This is a genomic window from Brakhagea baltica, assembly GCF_052161605.1.
GTDB lineage: Bacteria > Planctomycetota > Planctomycetia > Pirellulales > Pirellulaceae > JBKCUI01.
The window spans coordinates 6,139,975-6,159,045 of sequence record NZ_CP197409.1 but is presented as its reverse complement, the minus strand read 5'-3'; the positions used below and the strand labels follow the sequence as shown (position 1 = coordinate 6,159,045).

The following is a 19,071-nucleotide window of genomic DNA, read 5'->3' as shown; positions in this document are numbered from 1 at the left end:
TCAGCATTCCTGAACTGGGACCAAAGACGATCAACAGTGCGCGGTGAACTTGAGTTTGGTGGTGAACGAAAGTTAATTTCCTGGAGAAAGTCGACGGCCTATTCGCAACAAACCGATCGCGCACGATTTAACGCCTACAGATGCTTCGGAATTTTTATTGAACTCTTTGTCGGCCTGGCCTGCTTAAATGGCATCGGGCGCTTTAGACCGTTGCAAACGAGGATTCTCAATGTAAGCGAGAACGAGACTAATATCGGCTGGGGTGATGCCACTGATCCGGCTCGCCTGGTCGAGGTTGACAGGACGTACCTTGCCTAGTTTTTGTTTCGCTTCGGCTCGCAAGCTCGTGATAATCGCATAATCGAAATCGCGAGGAATCGCCTTGTCGGACATTCGATTCTGTCGTTCCACCTGGATCTGTTGGCGTGCCACATATCCGGAATACTTGATATCGAATTCCACTTGTTGTGCGACTTCGGACGGGTAGCAAGACAGCTCTGCAGGAAATCTGCCCACCATCTCCGCCCACGTCACTTCGGGGCGGCGAAAGTATTTGTCTCCTGGTACATCACCGATTCGCAGTTTGGTGACGGCTTTGTGAGCTTCTTGGATTTGTTGGAGTTTGGTTTGAAAGCGTTGATAGCGAGCTTCTCCAACCAATCCAGTGCGATAACCGAGCTCTGTTAGCCGGCGGTCTGCGTTGTCTTGGCGAAGCACCATTCTGTACTCGGCGCGGCTGGTAAACATGCGATAAGGCTCATCTACCCCGCAGGTGACCAGATCATCTACCAGAACACCCATGTAGGCGGCGTCCCGCGACAGCACTAGACCATCTTTGCCTTGCAATTTCAGAGCCGCACTCGCACCGGCGATCAAACCTTGCGCGGCAGCTTCTTCATAGCCTGTGGTTCCGTTGAGCTGGCCAGCAAAGTAGAGTCCCGAAACGCTCTTAGTCTCGAGCCAAGGGTACAGTTGGTCCGGCGGGCAGAAATCGTACTCGACAGCATAGCCATACCGCATGATTTGGGCATTTTCCAATCCTGGAACTAAACGCAACATGCGATCTTGAACATCGCGAGGCAAAGACGTTGAAATGCCGTTCACGTAGACCTCGTTCGTATTTCGCCCCTCTGGCTCCAGAAAGAGCTGATGCCTGTCTTTATCTGCGAAACGGACCACTTTATCTTCGATCGAGGGGCAATAGCGTGGCCCTGTCGACTGGATCTGCCCTGAGTACATCGGAGCTCGGTGAAGATTTTCCCGAATAAGATTGTGTACGGCTTCGTTGGTAAACGTGATCCAGCAAGGAACTTGGGGCTCGGGCAGCCGGTCCGTCATAAACGAAAAAGGCTGAGGATCGGGATCTCCCGGCTGCAACTCCGTTTTGGAGAAGTCGATCGTTCGGCTATTCAGACGTGCTGGTGTCCCTGTTTTGAAGCGTTCAATACGAAAGCCCAGGGATGCAAGCGACGAACTGATTCCCGAAGAAGTCCCCTCGCCAGCACGGCCGCCCGGCGTTCTGGCCTCTCCTGTATGCATGACCGCTTGAAGAAATGTGCCCGTGGTCAACACGACGGCTGGAGCACGATAAACGGCATCACCGCGAACTTTCACACCCATGACCCGACGCACGAACCCCGAGTCCGAGACCTCAGGTTCGGTCAAAATCGATTCCACTAGCTCCTGGCGAAGATCTAGGCCGGGCGTCTCTTCAATGACCCGTTTGATTTCGAATTGGTAAGCTTTTTTGTCCGCTTGAGCACGTGGGGAGTGCATGGCAGGACCTTTTCTGCTATTGAGCATGCGGAATTGGATCCCGGTTTTATCGATGGTTTCCCCCATGAGTCCACCGAGGGCATCGATTTCACGTACGATTTGCCCCTTTGCTACTCCTCCGATAGCGGGATTGCAGCTCATCTGGCCGACCGTATCAAGATTTCCGGTCAAAAGGGCTACCCGAGCGCCGAGCCGTGCCGCCGCTGCTGCTGCCTCTGTGCCCGCGTGTCCGGCTCCTACAATAATAAGGTCGTATTCGTATTGGTTCATAAACAGTATTTTTCCGCTAAACTAGTTTCCCATCAAACTATAGGCAGAGCCCCGTCATCGCGAAAGTGTTGCAGAGGCTGTTTTGCAGTATAGGCAGCTCGCAACAGGATTAATTTTTGACATGCAGATTCTCCATAGACCGATCTCGCATTGGAGGGATCGGTTGGCCGTACTCTTTGTTTGCCTCCAAGCGATCGGGTATCAGTTGCATGCACAACAGGACTCTCCAATGGCCGACATTGCGGACCTGTCCTCAGCGGAGAACTGGCGAGAGTCCCAGTGGCCGAATTGGCGAGGTCCCTATGGCAACGGAACTAGCCTGACGGCCAAGCCGCCGGTCAGTTGGGATGCGAATACCAACATTGCTTGGAGGATCAGGGTTCCTGGCAGAGGCTCCTCCACACCGCTGGTTTGGGGAGATCAAGTGATCGTACTGACTGCCGAGGAGATTGGGCCGGAATCGAATTTTGAGCCTGAATTCTTGGATTTGGATACAGAGCCAATTATTCTTTCCAATTTTGGAATACCGCAATCGGTAAGCCGATCCAGAGCGAAAGAGCAAGATCAGTACAATGAGTCCCAGAAGCTGACTCGAGCGACTCAGAGACTTCGATTTTTGGTGGTGTCCTACGATTTGAGCACGGGAAGCAAAAGATGGGAGACCGAGGTGCTCCGCCAACTACCCCACGAACCATGTCACTTCACTAACAGCTTTTCCTCCTCCTCGCCCCTGACAGACGGTGAGCATATCTACGCTTTCTTTGGATCGCGTGGCGTTTTCTGCTTGGATATGAACGGGAACCTTAAGTGGCGATTCGCGCAAGGGCGCATGCAGACCATAGGCTCTTTTGGTGAGGGAGCTAGTCCGGCCTTATTTGAAAACTACCTTATCGTCCCCTGGGATCACGAGGGGGAGTCATGCCTGATTGCTCTCAATGCCAGGAATGGCTATCTACAGTGGAAGACATACCGTCCCGAAGGCACCAACTGGGCCACTCCCGTTGTCGTCGAGCATAACGGCAAACGTCAGGTTATCGTGAGTGGCAAAACTGTCCGGAGCTATAAACTGGAAACGGGAGAACTGCTTTGGGCATGTCCCGGGCAAACCGAACAAGCGATTCCGACGCCGCTTGTACACAATGACCTGGTATTTGTTACGTCTGGTTTGCGGGGCTGGGCTTGTTTCGCAATCTCGTTGGAGGCAAATGGGCCCGTCGGGGAAAACTCGGAATTTGTAAGATGGACTTTGAAAAAGAACACTCCTTACGTACCGAGTCCCTGCTTGTATGACAACAAACTTTTTCTTTTTAGTGAGAACAGCAAGACCCTGACGGTTATCGATCCGGCTTCGGGGCAACTGCTAAAAGAGCCCATCCGCCTGTATGCCATGGGGGATGTATTTGCTTCGTTGGGGGGGGCGGACGGCAAGCTTTTCGTCACCGATACAACCGGGCGAACGCAAGTCTACGACACAGAAACGCTCGAGCTACTATCAGAAAACACCTTGGGAGAGTCAATCAACGCTTCGCTCGCGTTTGTAGGGGATAGCATCCTGGTCCGGACCATGGAGCACCTCATCTGTATCAAGTTACCGTGATCGGTGCCGTCATTCGACAATAGAACCACAAACGCGATCCTCGACGGTAACCAGGACTCGAAAAATCGTCAAACTTATCCCGACAGCTACAGAACGAAAGCCACGCGGCTCTTCGAAAATTTTCGTTTGGAGACTATCCCAAGTGCGCTTGCAGTGCACGAGGGCTGGGCTATAATCCTCTTCACACTCATGCGAGGGGTCGTAGCTCAATTGGTTAGAGCACCGGACTGTCGATCCGGAGGTTGCGGGTTCGAGACCCGTCGACCTCGCTTTGTTTAGAAAATCAGGCTAAGTTTAGAAAATCAGGCTAATTCAAAGTTGTTGCTGCAAAAACCAGCATCTTTGAATTGGCCTGATTTTTTTTTGAGGGGGCCCGCTTGATCTTTTTGGGGCTGATCTTTTTGGGGCTCGACAGTGTCAGCATTCCGCTTCCGGAATCGTTCCATCGCTTACGCCCATATCATGAATTCCCAACTTGTCTTCTAGAGCCTGCACACCTGGCGTGGCGAGGTGGCTCTTTACGATGTTGGCGAGGTGCTCGAACGACTTAGCTGTGATGTCGGCAAGGCTGGGTAATGGTCAGTCCAAGTTTACCGTGACCGTCTTGCATTCGGTGTAGGCTTTGAGACCTTCTTCGCCCAGCTCGCGACCTTGACCGCTCATCTTGAAGCCGCCGAACGGTGCTGCTGCATCGAAGACATCGTAGCAGTTCACCCAAACCGTACCTGCTCGTACTCGCTTTGCGAACTGGTGTGCTTTGGAGATGTCGCGAGTCCAAATGGCTGCCGCTAAGCCGTAGAAAGTCTGATTGGCTCGACGGATCAGATCTTCCCAATCATCGAACTTCAAAATCGACATGACTGGTCCAAAAATTTCGTCTGTTGCGATCGACATCGAATCGCTCACGCCGTCGAAAACGGTCGGTTGCACAAAGTATCCAACGTCGCCCGCGCGGTCGCCACCTGCCACACACTTTGCACCTTCGTTGTGTCCCTTTTCGATATAGCTCATGATCTTGTCGAATTGAGCTTTGTCAATCTGTGGGCCTTGCTCCGTTTCCGTTGAGAAAGGGTTCCCGACCCGTCGGTTTTGGGCGAGTCGCTGAAGCTTCTCGACAAAGGCTTCGTGAACATCTTTGTGCACAAACACTCTTGATCCCGCACAACAGCATTGGCCTTGGTTTAGGAACAGCCCAATGTAGGCACCTTGTGCAGCCTTATCGAGATCCGCATCATTCATGACAACATTGGGGCTCTTGCCACCTAGTTCAAACGTCAATCGCTTTAGTGTGTCCGATGCCTCGCGCATAATGATCTGTGCAGTGCGGTGTTCGCCGGTGAACGCGATCTTGTCAACACCGGGATGTTTGACCAAAGCTGCTCCGGCTGTGGGGCCGTAACCCGGTACGACGTTAATTACACCGTCGGGTATGCCCGCTTCTTTGGCCAGTTGTGCGAGACGTAAACACGACAGCGGGGTTTGTTCGGCGGGCTTCATGACGATCGTGCAGCCGGCGGCCAAGGCTGGTCCCCATTTCCAAGCCACCATGAGCATTGGAAAATTCCAAGGGATGATTTGGCCGGCTACGCCAACAGGCTCCCGCCTGGTGTACGTGAAGTAATTGCCTCGTACGGGAATAGTGGCGCCCTGGATTTTGTCGGCGAATCCTGCATAGTAGCGCAAGCAGTCAATAACGAGTGGCAAGTCGGCATTGCGAGATTCGCGGATCGGTTTGCCGTTATCCAAAGTCTCGAGAGCCGCTAGTTCGTCGATATCTTGCTCGATCAAGTCAGCGAGTCGGTACATGCAGCGACCGCGATCGCGAGCATCCATACGGCTCCAAGGTCCACTCTCTAGTGCATGCCGTGCAGCTTTTACAGCAGCGTCGACATCCTCCTTGTCCCCTTCAGCCACTTCACAGATCACTTCTTCCGTTGCGGGGTTAACAGTCTCAAAGGTTTTGCCTGATAGAGCAGGACGCCATTGTCCGTCGATAAAGCACTCGGTGTGTCGAACTTTTGGTGGGCGAATGGTTTCTGTAACAGTTGCCATTTCATTCTCCGGAATGAGAGGGAAGATTGAATCCTGGAGCGATACGAATCGTTCATGAAATTCGAATTCGCATCGCGTTTCTATTGTACCATATTGGATACGCAGCTAGTTGGATACGTGGCTAGGTGGGATCTAGTTTCGCCGAACCGGTCGCCATTGCGGCGAGTCCTTGCCAGCTGGCATCTCAGGAGATCGTCCGGATGGATTCGAAAATCCGCCTCCGGAAGTCAGCAGTCCGGAAATGCTGGGTGGGGCATCGGGCAATCCAGAGTCTTCCTCCGAAGGGCCAACAAAAAGTCGGCTCTGCGAGTCCTCAGAGCGTCGGTTTCGATTGTTCCGCGACGAAGCCCCTCCTGATTGCGAAAGAGATTGGAGATTTTGCCTCGCAAGTGATTTTTCGCTTTCCGCGAGCCTCGCTTCGAGTTGTTGGTTTCTGGCTGCAAGCTCATCCGCCCGCTTCTTTTGGGCTCGAAATTCTCCGAGTAGACGCTCGCTATCGGCCTGGAACTGTCTGGCTTGTTGGCTTCCAGGCCACGGCATACGCTGGCAACCCGTGGCGGGGAAAAGTAGAAAAATACAGCATATCGCGACACGAAGTCCCCACAACGTCTTTTGCGAGATCAAGTTGGACTGTTGGTCGTTCATGAACGGGGCAACGCAGTGCAGTTCTGTGTTTTCGGAAAAATGCCAAGATTCGCGGGGAAAAGTTAAAGTGTGGGGATAGCAAGATAGCGAAGCTGGGGGAAGGTCAATTTTCAACCAAAGCATCCTTCATCTGGGGCGTTTCTTGGATTCAATGGCGAATAATCCCCTCCTTTTTGGGGGATCTAGGATTCATGAAAAGTTGCTGTTCGTCTGGGTAAGTAGATTTTCTAGTTTGAAATTTTCATTACACTTAGGATAGCGCTCGAGCAGGTTACCCCGCGGTACGAAATGAATCTGCCGATAACCTTGCCAATTTGTAGAGCCAAACGATCCGCTTCCAATGGATCGAATTTGGGTCCTGGGTCCATTTTCAGTGCGGACGATCGGCATGACGCAAATAACAGCGGAACGAATTCAAGAGTTGCTCGAAAAGAGTCGGCTTGCGGAACCGCAGCAACTGGCAGAAGCGTTCAGCACCATAAGAGCCAATCATCAAGGGACCCTCCCCGACGACCCGGTTCTGGTCTGCAAAGAACTGGAGGAAATGGGGTTAATTACCCGCTGGCAATCTGAGAAGGTACTGCAAGGTAAGTACAAAGGGTTCTTCCTTGGAAAGCATAAACTCCTTGGGCACTTGGGGAGTGGCGGGATGAGCAGTGTCTATCTTGCCGAACATGTGGTGATGAAACACAAGCGGGCCATCAAGGTACTGCCCAAGTCGAAATTGGGTAACAATAGTTACCTCGAGCGATTCCGACGAGAAGCAGAAGCCATCGCCGGTCTCAACCACCCCAATATTGTTCGTGCGTTCGATATCGATAACGAAAAAGACACACATTACATCGTCATGGAATATGTCGAGGGGGCTGATATGCAGACCCTCGTCAAAAAGCATGGGCCGCTGCCATTCGAAGTCGCAGCGGATTACATCGCTCAGGCCGCTCGCGGTCTCCATAATGCTCATCAATCCGGTTTGGTGCACCGAGATGTTAAACCAGCCAATTTGCTGGTCAATAAATCCGGCACGGTAAAAATCCTCGACTTGGGGCTCGCTTTATTCGCAGATGAAACCGACGCATCCCTCACCATGGAGTACAACGACAAGGTGCTCGGTACGGCGGATTACCTAGCCCCCGAACAGGCGATTAACAGTCACAAGGTCGACCATCGAGCGGACATGTACGGGCTTGGTTGCACGCTGTACTTTCTTCTAACGGGGCATCCTCCGTTCCCTGAGGGCAGCATTGCCAGTCGCATCATCAAACACCAGAACGAGATGCCGCAGGATATTCGCAAGGATCGTCCTGATTGCCCAGGTGAACTCGACGGCGTATGCGTCAAGATGATGCAAAAAGATCCTAGGTTTCGTTATGCTGATTGCATCCAGGTGGCAGAGGTTCTCGAGGGCTGGCTCGCCAAATATCGGCAGGAGAACCCAAATCTTCCCGAGTTTACTGTAATGGACGTGTTGTCCAATAAAACCAAATTCAGTCGCGATGTGGACACGGTCAACAACCGCGGCGACGGGACCATGGGGGGGAGAACAGGCCGTTCGAGTGGAATCGTCAAACTGTCGACTTCAGATAGCGGTGTGCTTCGCGCGATCGCCAGGAGTGAAGCCTCCTCGATCGATAGCAAAATTGACCTTGTCCATGACTCGAATTCCCCGAACGTGAGCAAATCTAAAAGTCAAGCTATCGCTCGCGCTGAGTCTCCATTGAATCGATCGAGCGGTGCAGGAAAGAGCGACTCTCCTCTTAATAAGCCATTTCAGGGCGACACATCTAAGCCCAAACCGTCGCCGCAGCAACCGAGTTCCCAAAAAGGCAAACCTTTGCCGAAAACATCGTCCTCTCAGAAATCCGCATCTGCACAACCGATTTCAGTTACTGCTCCAGCCAGGGGCGGCGCTCCAACCAATTCTGCTAACTCTTCGGGAAGAAAGACCGGGGCTAATTCCAATCTTCCTATACTTATTGGGGCAGTTGTCGCTGCGGTAGTCCTGGCCGCTGTCGTCATTGGTATTCTCATATCCATGAACTAGCCGAATTCCTGCGATCTAGGATTCTTTGAGTACAATGGTAGGGAGGAGGCTTCTCTACCCTAGTGTTACCAGCTACTAGTATCACTAGCTACAGAGTTGATTAAGTCCGGAATCCCACGACAGGATCGCATTCACGTGACAAACAAACGACTTTTCGATATTGACCGACCGGCATGTCATCGCTTCGCTGACCGCCCCGATGTCGCATTTTCCAGACTAACGAGCCGTCTGTTCCGGTGGATGGCCCTGTTATTAGTAGCGATCGTTCTGGCATCGGGGGGGACTCACGCGCAGGATTCGATCGATTCACTCGATAAGCTTCGTTCCGAAGCGAACCAACTAAAGACTCTCTACATGAACAAGAAGCTTGTCGAGAGTGCTGAATTGATGGATCGATGTACGGCTGCCTTCATCGAGCTTCTACCCACAGCGGCGGCGAAAGATGCGTCCGAATGGAAACGGATACACGAACAAATCACCCCGGTTTACGAGGCTTTGCTGATCGATGGTGCGGAACTGGCGGAGCTGCCTAACTGGGCAGAGCTAGTTAAGCTACGACGCACCGCTGCTTCGAAAAAACAAAATGATAAAGCGAATCCCAACTCGATGCCGGCCACACCCGAGGTCAGCTTCACAAAGGATATTGCTCCCTGGATGGTCGATCAATGCTCGCGCTGTCATATCGCGCGAAGCCAAGGTGGCTTTTCTATCAACACGTTTGAATCATTGATGAAAGGGGATAACGGCGGGGTCGTCTTGTTTCCCGGTGATGTGATCGGCAGCAATCTAGTCACCACCATAGAGACCGGCAATATGCCTCGCGGTGGAGGTAAGGTCTCAGACGAAAATCTTGCTAAACTGAAACTGTGGATCCAGCAGGGTGCCAAATTCGACGGCCCATCGCCCGCTGCCCCCTTGGTTAGCTATGCCGACCGTCCCGCCAACTCTGCCGCAGCCAATGCTTCCCCAAACCCTGAATCCATGGTGACCAAGCCAACAGGAAAAGAAACGGTTAGCTTCAGCCGACAAGTCGCCCCGTTGCTGATCGAAAATTGCAACGGCTGCCACTTCAACGCCAGGAACGCCTCCGGCAGGTTGAGGTTCGACAACTTTACTCAGATTCTTGCCGGCGGAGACAGTGGCTCGATTTTGACTGCGGGTAAAGGCGAAGAGAGTTTGCTGGTCAAGAAGCTAAGAGGAACCGAGGGGCAGCGAATGCCGGCAGGAAATCGACCACCGTTGTCGGAGGAGAACATCAAGCTGATTTCGACCTGGATCGATGAGGGAGCCACCTTTGACTCCGACAATCCCCGATCGAACCTCGAGCAGGTCAGTAGCAAGGCTTGGGCTGAGAACGCTTCTCACGAAGAGCTGATGAAAAGACGAATGGATCGGACCAGGGATCGTTGGAAAACAGCCTCTAGCAATAGCGACCCCGGCGAAGCTAGCAACGAAAGTTTCCACGTCATTGGAAACATCGGCCCTGAGTCGGCTAGCAAGCTATTAAGCTTGGCGAACAACGCCGAGTCGCAAGTAAGAAAGACTCTCAAACTCGCGGGCAAGGAGCCACTCATAAAGGGTGGAATCACGATCTTTGCCTTAAAGCAGAGGTACGATTACAGCGAATTCGGCAAGATGCTAGAGAATCGCGAGTTGCCTGCCGAGTGGGCAAGCCACTATCGCTCCGAGGTGCTCGACTCATACGTTGCCCTCATTTACTCCGGTAGCTCGGGGCAGGACAAAAATTACGATAAGCTCATCGAGTCCTCGCTCGCACAGCAAATCAGCAGCTTGTGGGTTGCATCTCACAGCGGAGTCCCACGCTGGTTTTCCGATGGTGTGGGGCGTCAAGTGCTGGCGAGTTCTGTCGCATCCGGCGATAATAGAGTTCAAGCCTGGACGCAACGTATTCCGGTCGCACTAAGTAAACTGGACAACATAAAGAGCTTGATCGACAACAAAATCAACGATGAAGACGCTGCGACGATCGGGTTTGCGGTGGTACGAGTCATGAACGACAACGCTAGGCGCAAGTCGTTCGACACGCTCCTCAAATGGCTTGGGAATGGAATCCCCTTTGATCAAGCCGTGGAAAAACAATTTGGTCCGATAGAACCTTTTTTGAAAACAGTGTTGGGACGAACTAAGTAGACCAGTATGGCCATTAAGACATTATCTGTTCCAGCGTCGATACCTCAGCCTGCCCGCAACCTGAATTCGGTTCTACGAATCCTTTTCAAACTCTCTCCTGCACAGTCGGATGGCTTGATCGAACAGGGGCATGTCCGAGTCAACGGCCGAATGCTGCGTCATGGCTGGAGAACGTGCGAGGTCGGTGATGAAGTCGCTGTGGATATAATTCCTCAAGCGATTGTGGCTCCCAACAAATCCGCAAAACGCAGCCAGCCCAAACGCGTTATCGACTTCTTGTTCGATGATGCCGATCTTATGGTGATCAACAAGCCCGCCAATCTACTTACCGTACCCACCAAACATCGCGAGCCGCACACCGTTTTATCGTTGGTCGAGCGTCGAATGAAGAGTGGAGGAGGTGAGCCTAGGGCCTACTGCGTTCACCGGCTGGATCGAGGTGTGTCGGGCGTTTTGGTTGTTGCGAAATCGCTTGAGATAGCAGAGGCTTTGCGAAATCAATTTGCCGATCGAAAGCCGAAACGCAAATACATTACTCTTGTTGCCGGCGTCCCCAAACAGTCCGAAGGGCGGCTGGTGAACTATCTTTCTACTGATGAGGATTTGAATCGGATTCTAGTAGCTAATGAGTCGCAGGGAGAGTTGGCAATAACGAACTATTCGGTCGCGGAAGCTTGGGCGGATTGCGCTCTTTTGAACGTTCGATTGGAAACCGGTCGTCGCAATCAGATTCGCGTGCAACTCGCGGAAATGGGCAATCCCATATTAGGTGATCCGAGATATCGCCCCCGCCAAGCTGAACATTGGGCTTGGCCTCATAACCGAGTCGCGTTGCATGCCGAATCGCTCGGGTTTGTGCATCCTCGTACAGGCGAACCGATTTACATCGAATCCCAATGGCCCCAAGAGTTTCGAGACTTTGTTCGACAGCAGCGAAAGCCGCGAGCTAACTAAATTGCCGATCATGAACTCAACTGTTCGCGATCATTGGTGGGAGGTGCTTCAACTTGAAAGCATTCCAGGCTTGGCAAAGAACAGATGGAGGATTCTCCGCGAAGGGGCCTCTCTCGACGAAGTGCTCACGGCACACCCATCTCGCAGTAGTTGGCAGATACTCACGGAAAAGGGGGGCATGGGCAGCGGCGCCATCAAGTGCTTGCTTCAGTCGAACGATTTGGGTGACGCATGCGAAATGGTCGTGCTATTTCCCAAGTCCGGCAATCGGGCGACCGTGTGCGTATCGTCTCAGATAGGCTGTGCTGTCGGTTGCCAGTTTTGCTCGACAGGTACCATGGGCTTTCGCAGAAATCTAATCCGTTACGAAATCTTGGAGCAAGTCTACTGGGCTCGTCGTATTGCTTTGCGACATGAACGCAGCCTTCGCAACGTGGTCTTCATGGGCATGGGAGAACCACTTCACAACGTCGAGGAGGTTTGGGCAAGCATCCATGGCATGGTGAACGACAAAGGGTTCGGCATTTCCCCCCGCTCCATCACATTATCGACAGCTCTCGGTGGAACGCACTTTCTCGAAACAGCCAAGCAGTTCCCCAAGCTTCGTCTCGCTCTCAGCTTGCATTCCGCTAGCAGCCAGGTCCGCAAACGTCTAGTGCCCAAGTCTCCGTCCGATATTGAGCGTTTGCGAGAAGTGATTCGCGAGATCAATTGCTTGCAAGATCATGAGCCAGTTTGGCTCGAGATCACATTACTCAAAGGAGTTAATGATACGCTACCGGACCAGGAAGCCCTGGTACGGTTTTGCGACGGGCTCCAGGTTCAAATCAATCTTATTCCTTACAACCCGATTGCCGTCACTGATCGTGCTGTCTCTCATCAGTCTGGAGATCCAGAGCATAGATCGCTAGCGGTCGTAGGCAACAGGCTCGGAGGCAATGAGCTCGAGGGAACAGGCATGGAAGACATCTTGGATATAGCAAGATTCTTGCGGAGCCATGGTTTAGTCGTCCGTGTTCGACACTCCTTTGGTGATCAAGATAACGCCGCCTGCGGGCAGTTGGTGCTGCATCAATCCGTGACCCAGCGATAGGTTGCTTTGCGAGGCTTCTCAATGCATCGAGTAGAACCAATAGGTGTCGGCCTATGCCTAACCATTATCCAAAAGCGTGAAAGAACGCGCGGCCTCGCCATAGATAGTAAACCAACTGCACTGCGTCTTGGTTTGACTTCAAAGACGGACAAACAACTAACTCGTTTCCGTCAAAGGCGAATGGCTGTGTTCGTCCTTCCTTAACGCCCAGGCCGACTAAGACTTGCTGCTCGAAAAACGAGCCAACAAACACCGGTTCCACCGTATCGAATTCATTCTGCAAAGAGCTCTCGATCCACTCTCGAACTTGCTCTTGCACCGCAGTTGGTAGGCGACTCGCATCTTGTTCATAGATTTCGGGATGTTCAATATCCCAGCCTGCAAAGATCGCAAACGCGTCGTCGGTTGAGATGTTCGCTAGGTCTTGCGAAAACGCTTTGGCGACAGGGCCTGCGATGCCAACGTTGCTGAACTCGCCGTCGGTAATGCTGTAACCGAATCGAAACAAAAAGCATTCTTGCGGAATTTCAAAACCGGGCCAAGGTAGCGTTCGTTGCTCCAAGAATTCTAGCCTCGAAGGGGCTATTCCCATCTGCTCGACTTGGGCCAGCCACTGTGCCAGTTGAGCCTCGGCTTGTGCTAGGATTGATTTGTACTTTTCATCAATTTGCTCCGAGCAACCGAGTTCGGCAGCGTAGGCGATCGCCCTGGACCGCGAAGCGGGGTCGGCAGCGAGTTCGAGAAGCAGCTCGGTTCCGCGCGAATGCTTAAGCTTCGCTAACGCAAAGGCAGCTTCGGTACGGATGCGGCGATGCCGTAGCTCGGCCGCTTGCATCAGTTTGCCGATGCAAGCATCGTTGTCGAGAAGCGACAGGGTATGACAGAGCGAGACGCATAGTGAAACCGAGTCAAAAAGAATCTTTTGAACCTCAGAGGCTTGCTGGCCAAATTTGCTCGGGTCTTCTTCCATTAGGCCTAGGCGTTGGACAATTCCTCCCAACAAGGAGACTAGATCATCAAAGCGGCTTGCACAGGGATGTGGCGTTAATCTCCCGGTCGAGAAGAGGTGATTGGCGATATCCAGCGCCGAAGCCAAAATGGCCGGGTGGCTACTCTCAAGAATTCTCGGGAAGACAAGCTCCACGTCCCAAGAATCGTACTGCAAGAGTGGGCTTAAGGCGAGGGAGGCCGACGTCCAGGCTTGAGGGGGAGATTGCAGAAGGAAATCGACTCCCATCTGGATCGCCGTTGGATGCCCGGATGCAAAGGCAACTTGCAGGAGCGAGCCGTCCAGATTGCTATGGGGGCTGTTTCGCACCTTCAAAAAGAGTTGCGTCGCGGCTTGAACGGTTAGCAGGATTTGAAACGCGTGTTCCTCCGGCGGGAGGTTCCGCACGCTGAGGCTCGCTCGGAGCCACTGAGCGACCCGTTGAATGAGTCTTTCGAGGGTCGCAAAGGCGAAACTGGTTTCGACTGCCAGGTAGTTTTCCCAGGATTCTGTCAATTCACGGGCGACGAAAATCGCCCAAGCAGGGTCCTCAGGATCCGCAAAGGAAGGTAGAAATTGAGATTCCGATTGCAAGCCGTTTTCCAGTTGCTGCAAAGTCCGGTTCAGCCAAATGCGGGCGTCGTCGGACATTTCAAGGGGAAAATCGCTCATGTGCGTCAACAATCTCGAAGAATAAGTTCAAAGCGGCGTATCGTGTTCGCAACTCTATCGTAAAATGCGTTTTTGACGACACCAACTGGTGGAAGATGCTAATGGAAGACAAATTGCTCGAAAAAGTGCCAGAAATCGTACCAGAAAACCTACTGGAAAAGTTTGAGGATCTTGGGCTGTCCAAGATCATGTTGCGTGCCTTGAAGTTGCTGGGTTACGAGAGGCCGTCTCCGATCCAGTCACAGGTTATTCCCTGGGCTCTCCAGGGCTACGATGTCATCGGCCAAGCAAGAACGGGAACCGGGAAAACGGCCTCGTTCGCCATCCCCATTTTGGAGCAACTCGATCCGCTCCGAACCACAAAATCTCCCCAAGCTCTAGTGCTGGTTCCCACTCGTGAGCTTGCTGCACAAGTTTACGGCGAATTCCTAAAGCTAGCCGAGGGATGCCCGACGAGCGTTCTCGAGGTATCCGGCGGCAAGCATATGCGACGGCAAACGCGCAAGCTCGGCGAAGGGGTTCAAGTCGTTGTTGGCACCCCAGGTCGAGTCATGGACCATTTGAGCCGAGGCACACTCGATCTGTCCCGGTTGTGGTGTGTCGTGCTGGATGAAGCAGACCGGATGCTCGACATCGGATTCCGCCCCGCCATCGAACGGATCTTGCGTAAATGTCCAAAAAACCGCCAGACCCTACTCCTTAGTGCGACCTTGGCAGACGGCGTCCGCGAGCTTGCCTCAACCTATCTGTTCGAGCCGGTACACGTTGATTGTTCCAAGAAAGACTTATCGGTCGACACGATCGAGCAACGCTATATTACCGTCGGGGCTGATCAAAAATTCGAAACTCTAGTTAGCTTGCTCCTAAGAGAGCTTCCACCGCAGACGATTATTTTCTGCCGAACAAAGCTTGGGACAGCCAAGCTACATAGGCAATTGGAAAGCCGATTGCCCCGCATCCCGGAGCTAGCGTCTTACCAGTTAGCGACCATTCACGGAAACATGAACCAGACGCAGCGCGACTCGGTGTTCAAGGATTTACGAGCCAGCAACATTCAGATCTTGGTCGCAACCGATGTCGTGGGGCGCGGCATTGATGTCTCGACCATATCGCACATCATCAACTACGACTTGCCCGACGACAGCGATGATTACGTACACCGTGTTGGGCGAACCGGACGCATGGGACGGGATGGGATCGCATTCTCGTTTGTCGCCAAGGGACAGGGAGAGCGTCTCACGGAGATCGAACACCGTATCAATCGCTTGCTGGAAATCGACCCGCTATCCGATCCCGTGGTGATCAAGCCAACGGATGGTAAGTTAAAGGTGATTAAGGACGAGGTCACCATCGGTTCAGCGCCAGAGTCATTTGGCGAGATGCCATCAGGGCCACTTCAAAAGCGGCGTTTAAACAGGATGAGACGCCCCCTGAGCGATCGAGAAAAGCGTCGCTAGGGGCAGGCTATCACTCACGTTGCACCACTCATGTATAAAGTATTCATTGACGGCGAGGCTGGGACGACCGGGTTGCAAATTCGCGATCGGCTCCACGGTGATTCGGACTTCCAAATCATCAGCATTGATCCAGCGGCCCGGAAAGATCCCAAGGCGAAGCTCGCCATCTTAGCAGAGGCCGATTTTATCGTTCTATGCTTGCACGACGATGCAGCGAGGGAGACGGTGTCTTTGGTGGAATCTCTGGAGGCGGACTCGCAACCAAGAATCGTAGATGCGAGCACTGCACACCGAGTCGCCGAGGGGTGGATCTATGGGTTTCCCGAAATGGGAGCCGAGCAAGCGGAAGCGATTCGCAAGGCAAATTTTGTCAGCAACCCAGGCTGCTACCCGACGGGCGGGATTGGTCTCATGCGCCCCTTGATCCTAGCGGGTTTGTTGCCGAAAGATTATCCGATCGTCGTGCAAGGCTTTAGCGGCTACTCGGGCGGAGGTCGACAGATGATCGAGGCTTACGAGTCGCGAGATCCAAATCAATATGCACCTCCGCTAGATGTTTATGGACTGCAATTGCAGCACAAACACGTGCCCGAGTTGCAGAAGTATTCTGGTTTGGAGAGAAGACCGATTTTCTTGCCGTCGGTCGGTGCGTTCCACAGCGGAATGATTGTCGAGATCGCTTTGCATTTCGAACTGCTGCGTGGGGTTAGTAGCGGTGGGCAGTTGGAGGATTGCTTGAGGGCCCACTACGCGGATTGCGAGTATGTCAGTGTTGTTGCGCCGACAGAGAATGGAAGAATGGAGCCGCAAGCGTTGAACGGATCCAATCGCATGGAGCTGTCGGTGTACAGCAACGACCGAGTCGGCCAAGCGGTACTGGTCGCCAAGCTAGACAATCTCGGAAAAGGTGCCAGCGGAGCCGCAGTTCAAAACCTAAAGCTAATGGCCGATCGGTAGCCAAAGAAATTGCCCCTCTTGAAGCGGGCCACTAATCCTCTTGACGCCTCCCCCAAGCATTTAAGGCCCATTTTCCACAAGGAATGAGGAGGGGGAGCAATCGCTTCGAATGGTCTTGGCTTTGAATCCCTGCGTTTGCTATTCTCCACGACACTTTAGGTCATCTGTACAGGTCTCGCCGTGGAGTCAAGGGCATGAATCAGCTAAAAACTCAGTCAAAATCAACGTGGTTGTATCAATGGATCGAATCAAATTTGGCTTGGACTAGCCGACTGGGTTGTTCTGCCGCGATTGCGACTGCTGTCTTTTCCTCCGGGGCGATCGCGATTGCCGCGGACGCCGATCCACAAGTGACCAAGGCTTTATCGTTTAAGCCTCGCCAGGCCAACGTTAGCTACGATCTGGTAGCCCCAACTGACATTGCAAACTGCACAGCCCGTTTTGAAACCAGAGATGGCGTCGATGGGCTTTCTATCTACAGTCCGTCCGGTCAATTGATTCGTAGATTCTTAGACACCAACAACGATCGCCAAGTCGACCATTGGTGTTACTTCAAAGACGGCATCGAGGTTTATCGTGACATCGATAGCGATTTCAACTCAACGGCCGACGAATACCGCTGGCTGGGCACAAATGGTACGCGTTGGGCACTTGATAAGAACGAAGACGGTGTCATCGATGGTTGGAAACGAATTTCCCCCGAAGAATTAACGATCGAAGTGATCGAAGCTCTTAAGTCGGGAGACACACAGCGTTTCCGGTCACTACTGCTGAGCTCGGATGAGATGACAGCCCTTGGGTTGGGTGAAGAAAAAGCCAGTGCATTAGCGAGTCGAATCGAATCAACAGTCAGCAGCTTTGCCGACTTTGTAAAGTCGCAAAAGTCTTTGAAGAATTTTCAGCCAACCACTCGCTGGGCTCACTTCGCAGCCGACAAGCCTGGGCTTATTCCCGCTGGAACAGAAGGCTCTACCAAGGATGTGGTCGCCTATGAAAATGTGATTGCGATCGTGGAGGACGAAGGCACGAGCACGCAAGTGTTCATCGGAACCATCGTTCAGGTCGATGGACTATGGAAGCTCACCGATTGTCCACGGATTGTCACAGAAGGAAACGCGGTCGCCGACGGCGGCTTCTTCTTCCCAGCAGTGGCTGCTAATCGTTCTGCAACGACACCAGTTACCACAGGCGGACTGTCGAGCGCGATGCAAGCTCTCTTGGTCGACCTGGAGAAACTCGACTCTGAGATCTCAGAGCAGCCTGAAGCAAAGAAACTGGCTAGCCTTCACAATGCTCGCAGCGAAACCCTTATGAAGCTCATTGATGCCGCAAAGGGAACCAGCGAGATGGAACTCTGGGTACGACAGTTTGTCGACTCCGTCAGTTCAGCAACCATGCAAGGTGAGTTTGACGGTATGCCTGCGCTGCGAAAAATGGAAACAACTCTCTCAAGCATGTCCGGTGGGAAGGAACTATTGCCGTACGTCGTGTACAGCATGATCAACACGGAATACCAAGTCGAGTCACTTAAGCCGAACGCAAACTTCAGCAGGCTCCAAGACAAGTATATGGAACAATTGGAGAGTTTTGCAGACAAGTTTTCCAGCAGTCCCTTTGCTGCTGATGCGATGGTTCAGATCGCTTTGAACTCGGAATTATCGGCCGATGAGGAGAACGCTAAAAAGTGGTACAACCGAGTTGTAACGAACTTTGCTGATACCATTGAAGGCAAGAAAGCCAAAGGGGCTTTGAACCGCCTCAACCTTGAGAATCGCAAGTTCGCTATCTCTGGAAAAACGATCGATAACAAAACCGTCGAAACTGCAAAATTTGCTGGCAAGCCTATCGTGATCCATTACTGGGCCTCGTGGTGCGAGCCATGCAAACAGGATATGGCTACGCTACAAAAGCTACTATCGCGACGGCCCAATGCATTTCAAGTCGTAGGAATCAACCTCGATAACGATCGCGACCGCGCGATTCGATCGCTGGAGCAAACGCAAGCGAGCTGGCCACACATTTTCGATGGACAAGCTTTTGAAAGCGATTTGGCAGTTGGCCTAGGTGTTCTCAGCGTTCCCGTGACAATCCTGATCGATAAAGATGGTATCGTTGCAATGAGTGGTTCCCATTTCTCCTCCGATATGGAGGCGAAACTGGAATCAATGCTCGTTGGCACGCGGGCACCCGCTAATCAAGCGACGACGACTGCACGACCAAACAATGTTCCCGTAGGAACAAATGCGAATGCGGGTAAGCAAGCCCCCAATATCCCCGCAAATGCACGCGTGGGAGGGGCTGGCCAACAAGGTGGACAGTCCAACAATACCAATGGTAATCGGCCTGGAAATCAGCCACCGCGTAAATAACATCTGACTTTATTGCTGCAATATTTCCCACACCACGAACAATATG

At 52.7% G+C, this 19,071-nt stretch carries 12 protein-coding genes and 1 tRNA gene; 9 read left to right on the top strand and 4 right to left on the bottom strand.

Annotated features, from left to right (window positions below; genetic code table 11):
* Positions 1 to 183 precede the first annotated feature (183 nt).
* A complete protein-coding gene (mnmG, locus tag SH449x_RS24115; protein WP_482378631.1) occupies positions 184 to 2,046 on the bottom strand; it encodes a tRNA uridine-5-carboxymethylaminomethyl(34) synthesis enzyme MnmG in 1,863 nt (620 codons plus the stop codon).
* Between the two features lie 121 nt (positions 2,047 to 2,167).
* On the opposite strand from mnmG, the gene SH449x_RS24110 reads away from it, so the two are divergent.
* Positions 2,168 to 3,643 carry an outer membrane protein assembly factor BamB family protein gene (locus SH449x_RS24110; RefSeq protein WP_482378630.1) on the top strand — a complete coding sequence of 492 codons (1,476 nt, stop codon included), beginning with the start codon at positions 2,168 to 2,170 and terminating at the stop codon, positions 3,641 to 3,643.
* A gap of 195 nt (positions 3,644 to 3,838) precedes the next feature.
* Positions 3,839 to 3,912: transfer RNA gene (locus SH449x_RS24105), tRNA-Asp, on the top strand.
* A 310-nt stretch (positions 3,913 to 4,222) separates the two neighbouring features.
* Here SH449x_RS24105 and SH449x_RS24100 read toward each other — a convergent pair.
* Both SH449x_RS24100 and SH449x_RS24095 read right to left on the bottom strand, forming a co-directional pair.
* Positions 4,223 to 5,695 (bottom strand): aldehyde dehydrogenase family protein, encoded by a 1,473-nt coding sequence (locus SH449x_RS24100; RefSeq protein ID WP_482378629.1) that lies wholly within the window; start codon positions 5,693 to 5,695, stop codon positions 4,223 to 4,225.
* A 132-nt stretch (positions 5,696 to 5,827) separates the two neighbouring features.
* The gene (locus SH449x_RS24095; protein WP_482378628.1) at positions 5,828 to 6,340 is read right to left on the bottom strand and encodes a hypothetical protein; all 513 of its coding nucleotides are present in this window, start codon (positions 6,338 to 6,340) and stop codon (positions 5,828 to 5,830) included.
* Between the two features lie 388 nt (positions 6,341 to 6,728).
* Here SH449x_RS24095 and SH449x_RS24090 point away from each other — a divergent pair, with 388 nt between their 5' ends.
* The 4 genes from SH449x_RS24090 to SH449x_RS24075 all read left to right on the top strand — a co-directional run bounded on the left by SH449x_RS24090 (position 6,729) and on the right by SH449x_RS24075 (position 12,582).
* Positions 6,729 to 8,384 carry a serine/threonine protein kinase gene (locus SH449x_RS24090; RefSeq protein WP_482378627.1) on the top strand — a complete coding sequence of 552 codons (1,656 nt, stop codon included), beginning with the start codon at positions 6,729 to 6,731 and terminating at the stop codon, positions 8,382 to 8,384.
* Between the two features lie 135 nt (positions 8,385 to 8,519).
* Entirely contained in the window at positions 8,520 to 10,535 is a 2,016-nt protein-coding gene (locus tag SH449x_RS24085) for a c-type cytochrome domain-containing protein (protein ID WP_482378626.1), read from the top strand.
* A 6-nt stretch (positions 10,536 to 10,541) separates the two neighbouring features.
* Positions 10,542 to 11,489, top strand: coding sequence for an RluA family pseudouridine synthase (locus tag SH449x_RS24080; protein ID WP_482378625.1), 948 nt, complete (start codon positions 10,542 to 10,544; stop codon positions 11,487 to 11,489).
* A 10-nt stretch (positions 11,490 to 11,499) separates the two neighbouring features.
* Positions 11,500 to 12,582, top strand: coding sequence for a radical SAM protein (locus SH449x_RS24075; RefSeq protein ID WP_482378624.1), 1,083 nt, complete (start codon positions 11,500 to 11,502; stop codon positions 12,580 to 12,582).
* Positions 12,583 to 12,646: 64 nt separating this feature from the next.
* On the opposite strand, the gene SH449x_RS24070 is transcribed toward SH449x_RS24075, so the two are convergent.
* A complete protein-coding gene (locus SH449x_RS24070) occupies positions 12,647 to 14,242 on the bottom strand; it encodes a HEAT repeat domain-containing protein (protein WP_482378623.1) in 1,596 nt (531 codons plus the stop codon).
* Positions 14,243 to 14,343: 101 nt separating this feature from the next.
* On the opposite strand from SH449x_RS24070, the gene SH449x_RS24065 reads away from it, so the two are divergent.
* The 3 genes from SH449x_RS24065 to SH449x_RS24055 all read left to right on the top strand — a co-directional run bounded on the left by SH449x_RS24065 (position 14,344) and on the right by SH449x_RS24055 (position 19,025).
* Entirely contained in the window at positions 14,344 to 15,699 is a 1,356-nt protein-coding gene (locus tag SH449x_RS24065; RefSeq protein ID WP_482378622.1) for a DEAD/DEAH box helicase, read from the top strand.
* A gap of 30 nt (positions 15,700 to 15,729) precedes the next feature.
* Positions 15,730 to 16,656, top strand: a complete 927-nt coding sequence (argC, locus tag SH449x_RS24060; protein ID WP_482378621.1) for an N-acetyl-gamma-glutamyl-phosphate reductase — start codon at positions 15,730 to 15,732, stop codon at positions 16,654 to 16,656.
* A gap of 194 nt (positions 16,657 to 16,850) precedes the next feature.
* A complete protein-coding gene (locus SH449x_RS24055) occupies positions 16,851 to 19,025 on the top strand; it encodes a redoxin family protein (RefSeq protein ID WP_482378620.1) in 2,175 nt (724 codons plus the stop codon).
* Positions 19,026 to 19,071 lie beyond the last annotated feature (46 nt).

Bases quoted from the DNA above. Each gene is read 5' to 3' on its own strand.
- SH449x_RS24080 (WP_482378625.1), top strand. From the start codon at position 10,542: ATGGCCATTAAGACATTATCTGTTCCAGCGTCGATACCTCAGCCTGCC.
- argC (WP_482378621.1), top strand. From the start codon at position 15,730: ATGTATAAAGTATTCATTGACGGCGAGGCTGGGACGACCGGGTTGCAA.
- SH449x_RS24055 (WP_482378620.1), top strand. From the start codon at position 16,851: ATGAATCAGCTAAAAACTCAGTCAAAATCAACGTGGTTGTATCAATGG.
- SH449x_RS24100 (WP_482378629.1), bottom strand. From the start codon at position 5,695: ATGGCAACTGTTACAGAAACCATTCGCCCACCAAAAGTTCGACACACC.
- SH449x_RS24110 (WP_482378630.1), top strand. From the start codon at position 2,168: ATGCAGATTCTCCATAGACCGATCTCGCATTGGAGGGATCGGTTGGCC.
- SH449x_RS24065 (WP_482378622.1), top strand. From the start codon at position 14,344: ATGGAAGACAAATTGCTCGAAAAAGTGCCAGAAATCGTACCAGAAAAC.
- SH449x_RS24090 (WP_482378627.1), top strand. From the start codon at position 6,729: ATGACGCAAATAACAGCGGAACGAATTCAAGAGTTGCTCGAAAAGAGT.
- SH449x_RS24070 (WP_482378623.1), bottom strand. From the start codon at position 14,242: ATGAGCGATTTTCCCCTTGAAATGTCCGACGACGCCCGCATTTGGCTG.
- SH449x_RS24075 (WP_482378624.1), top strand. From the start codon at position 11,500: ATGAACTCAACTGTTCGCGATCATTGGTGGGAGGTGCTTCAACTTGAA.
- SH449x_RS24095 (WP_482378628.1), bottom strand. From the start codon at position 6,340: ATGAACGACCAACAGTCCAACTTGATCTCGCAAAAGACGTTGTGGGGA.
- mnmG (WP_482378631.1), bottom strand. From the start codon at position 2,046: ATGAACCAATACGAATACGACCTTATTATTGTAGGAGCCGGACACGCG.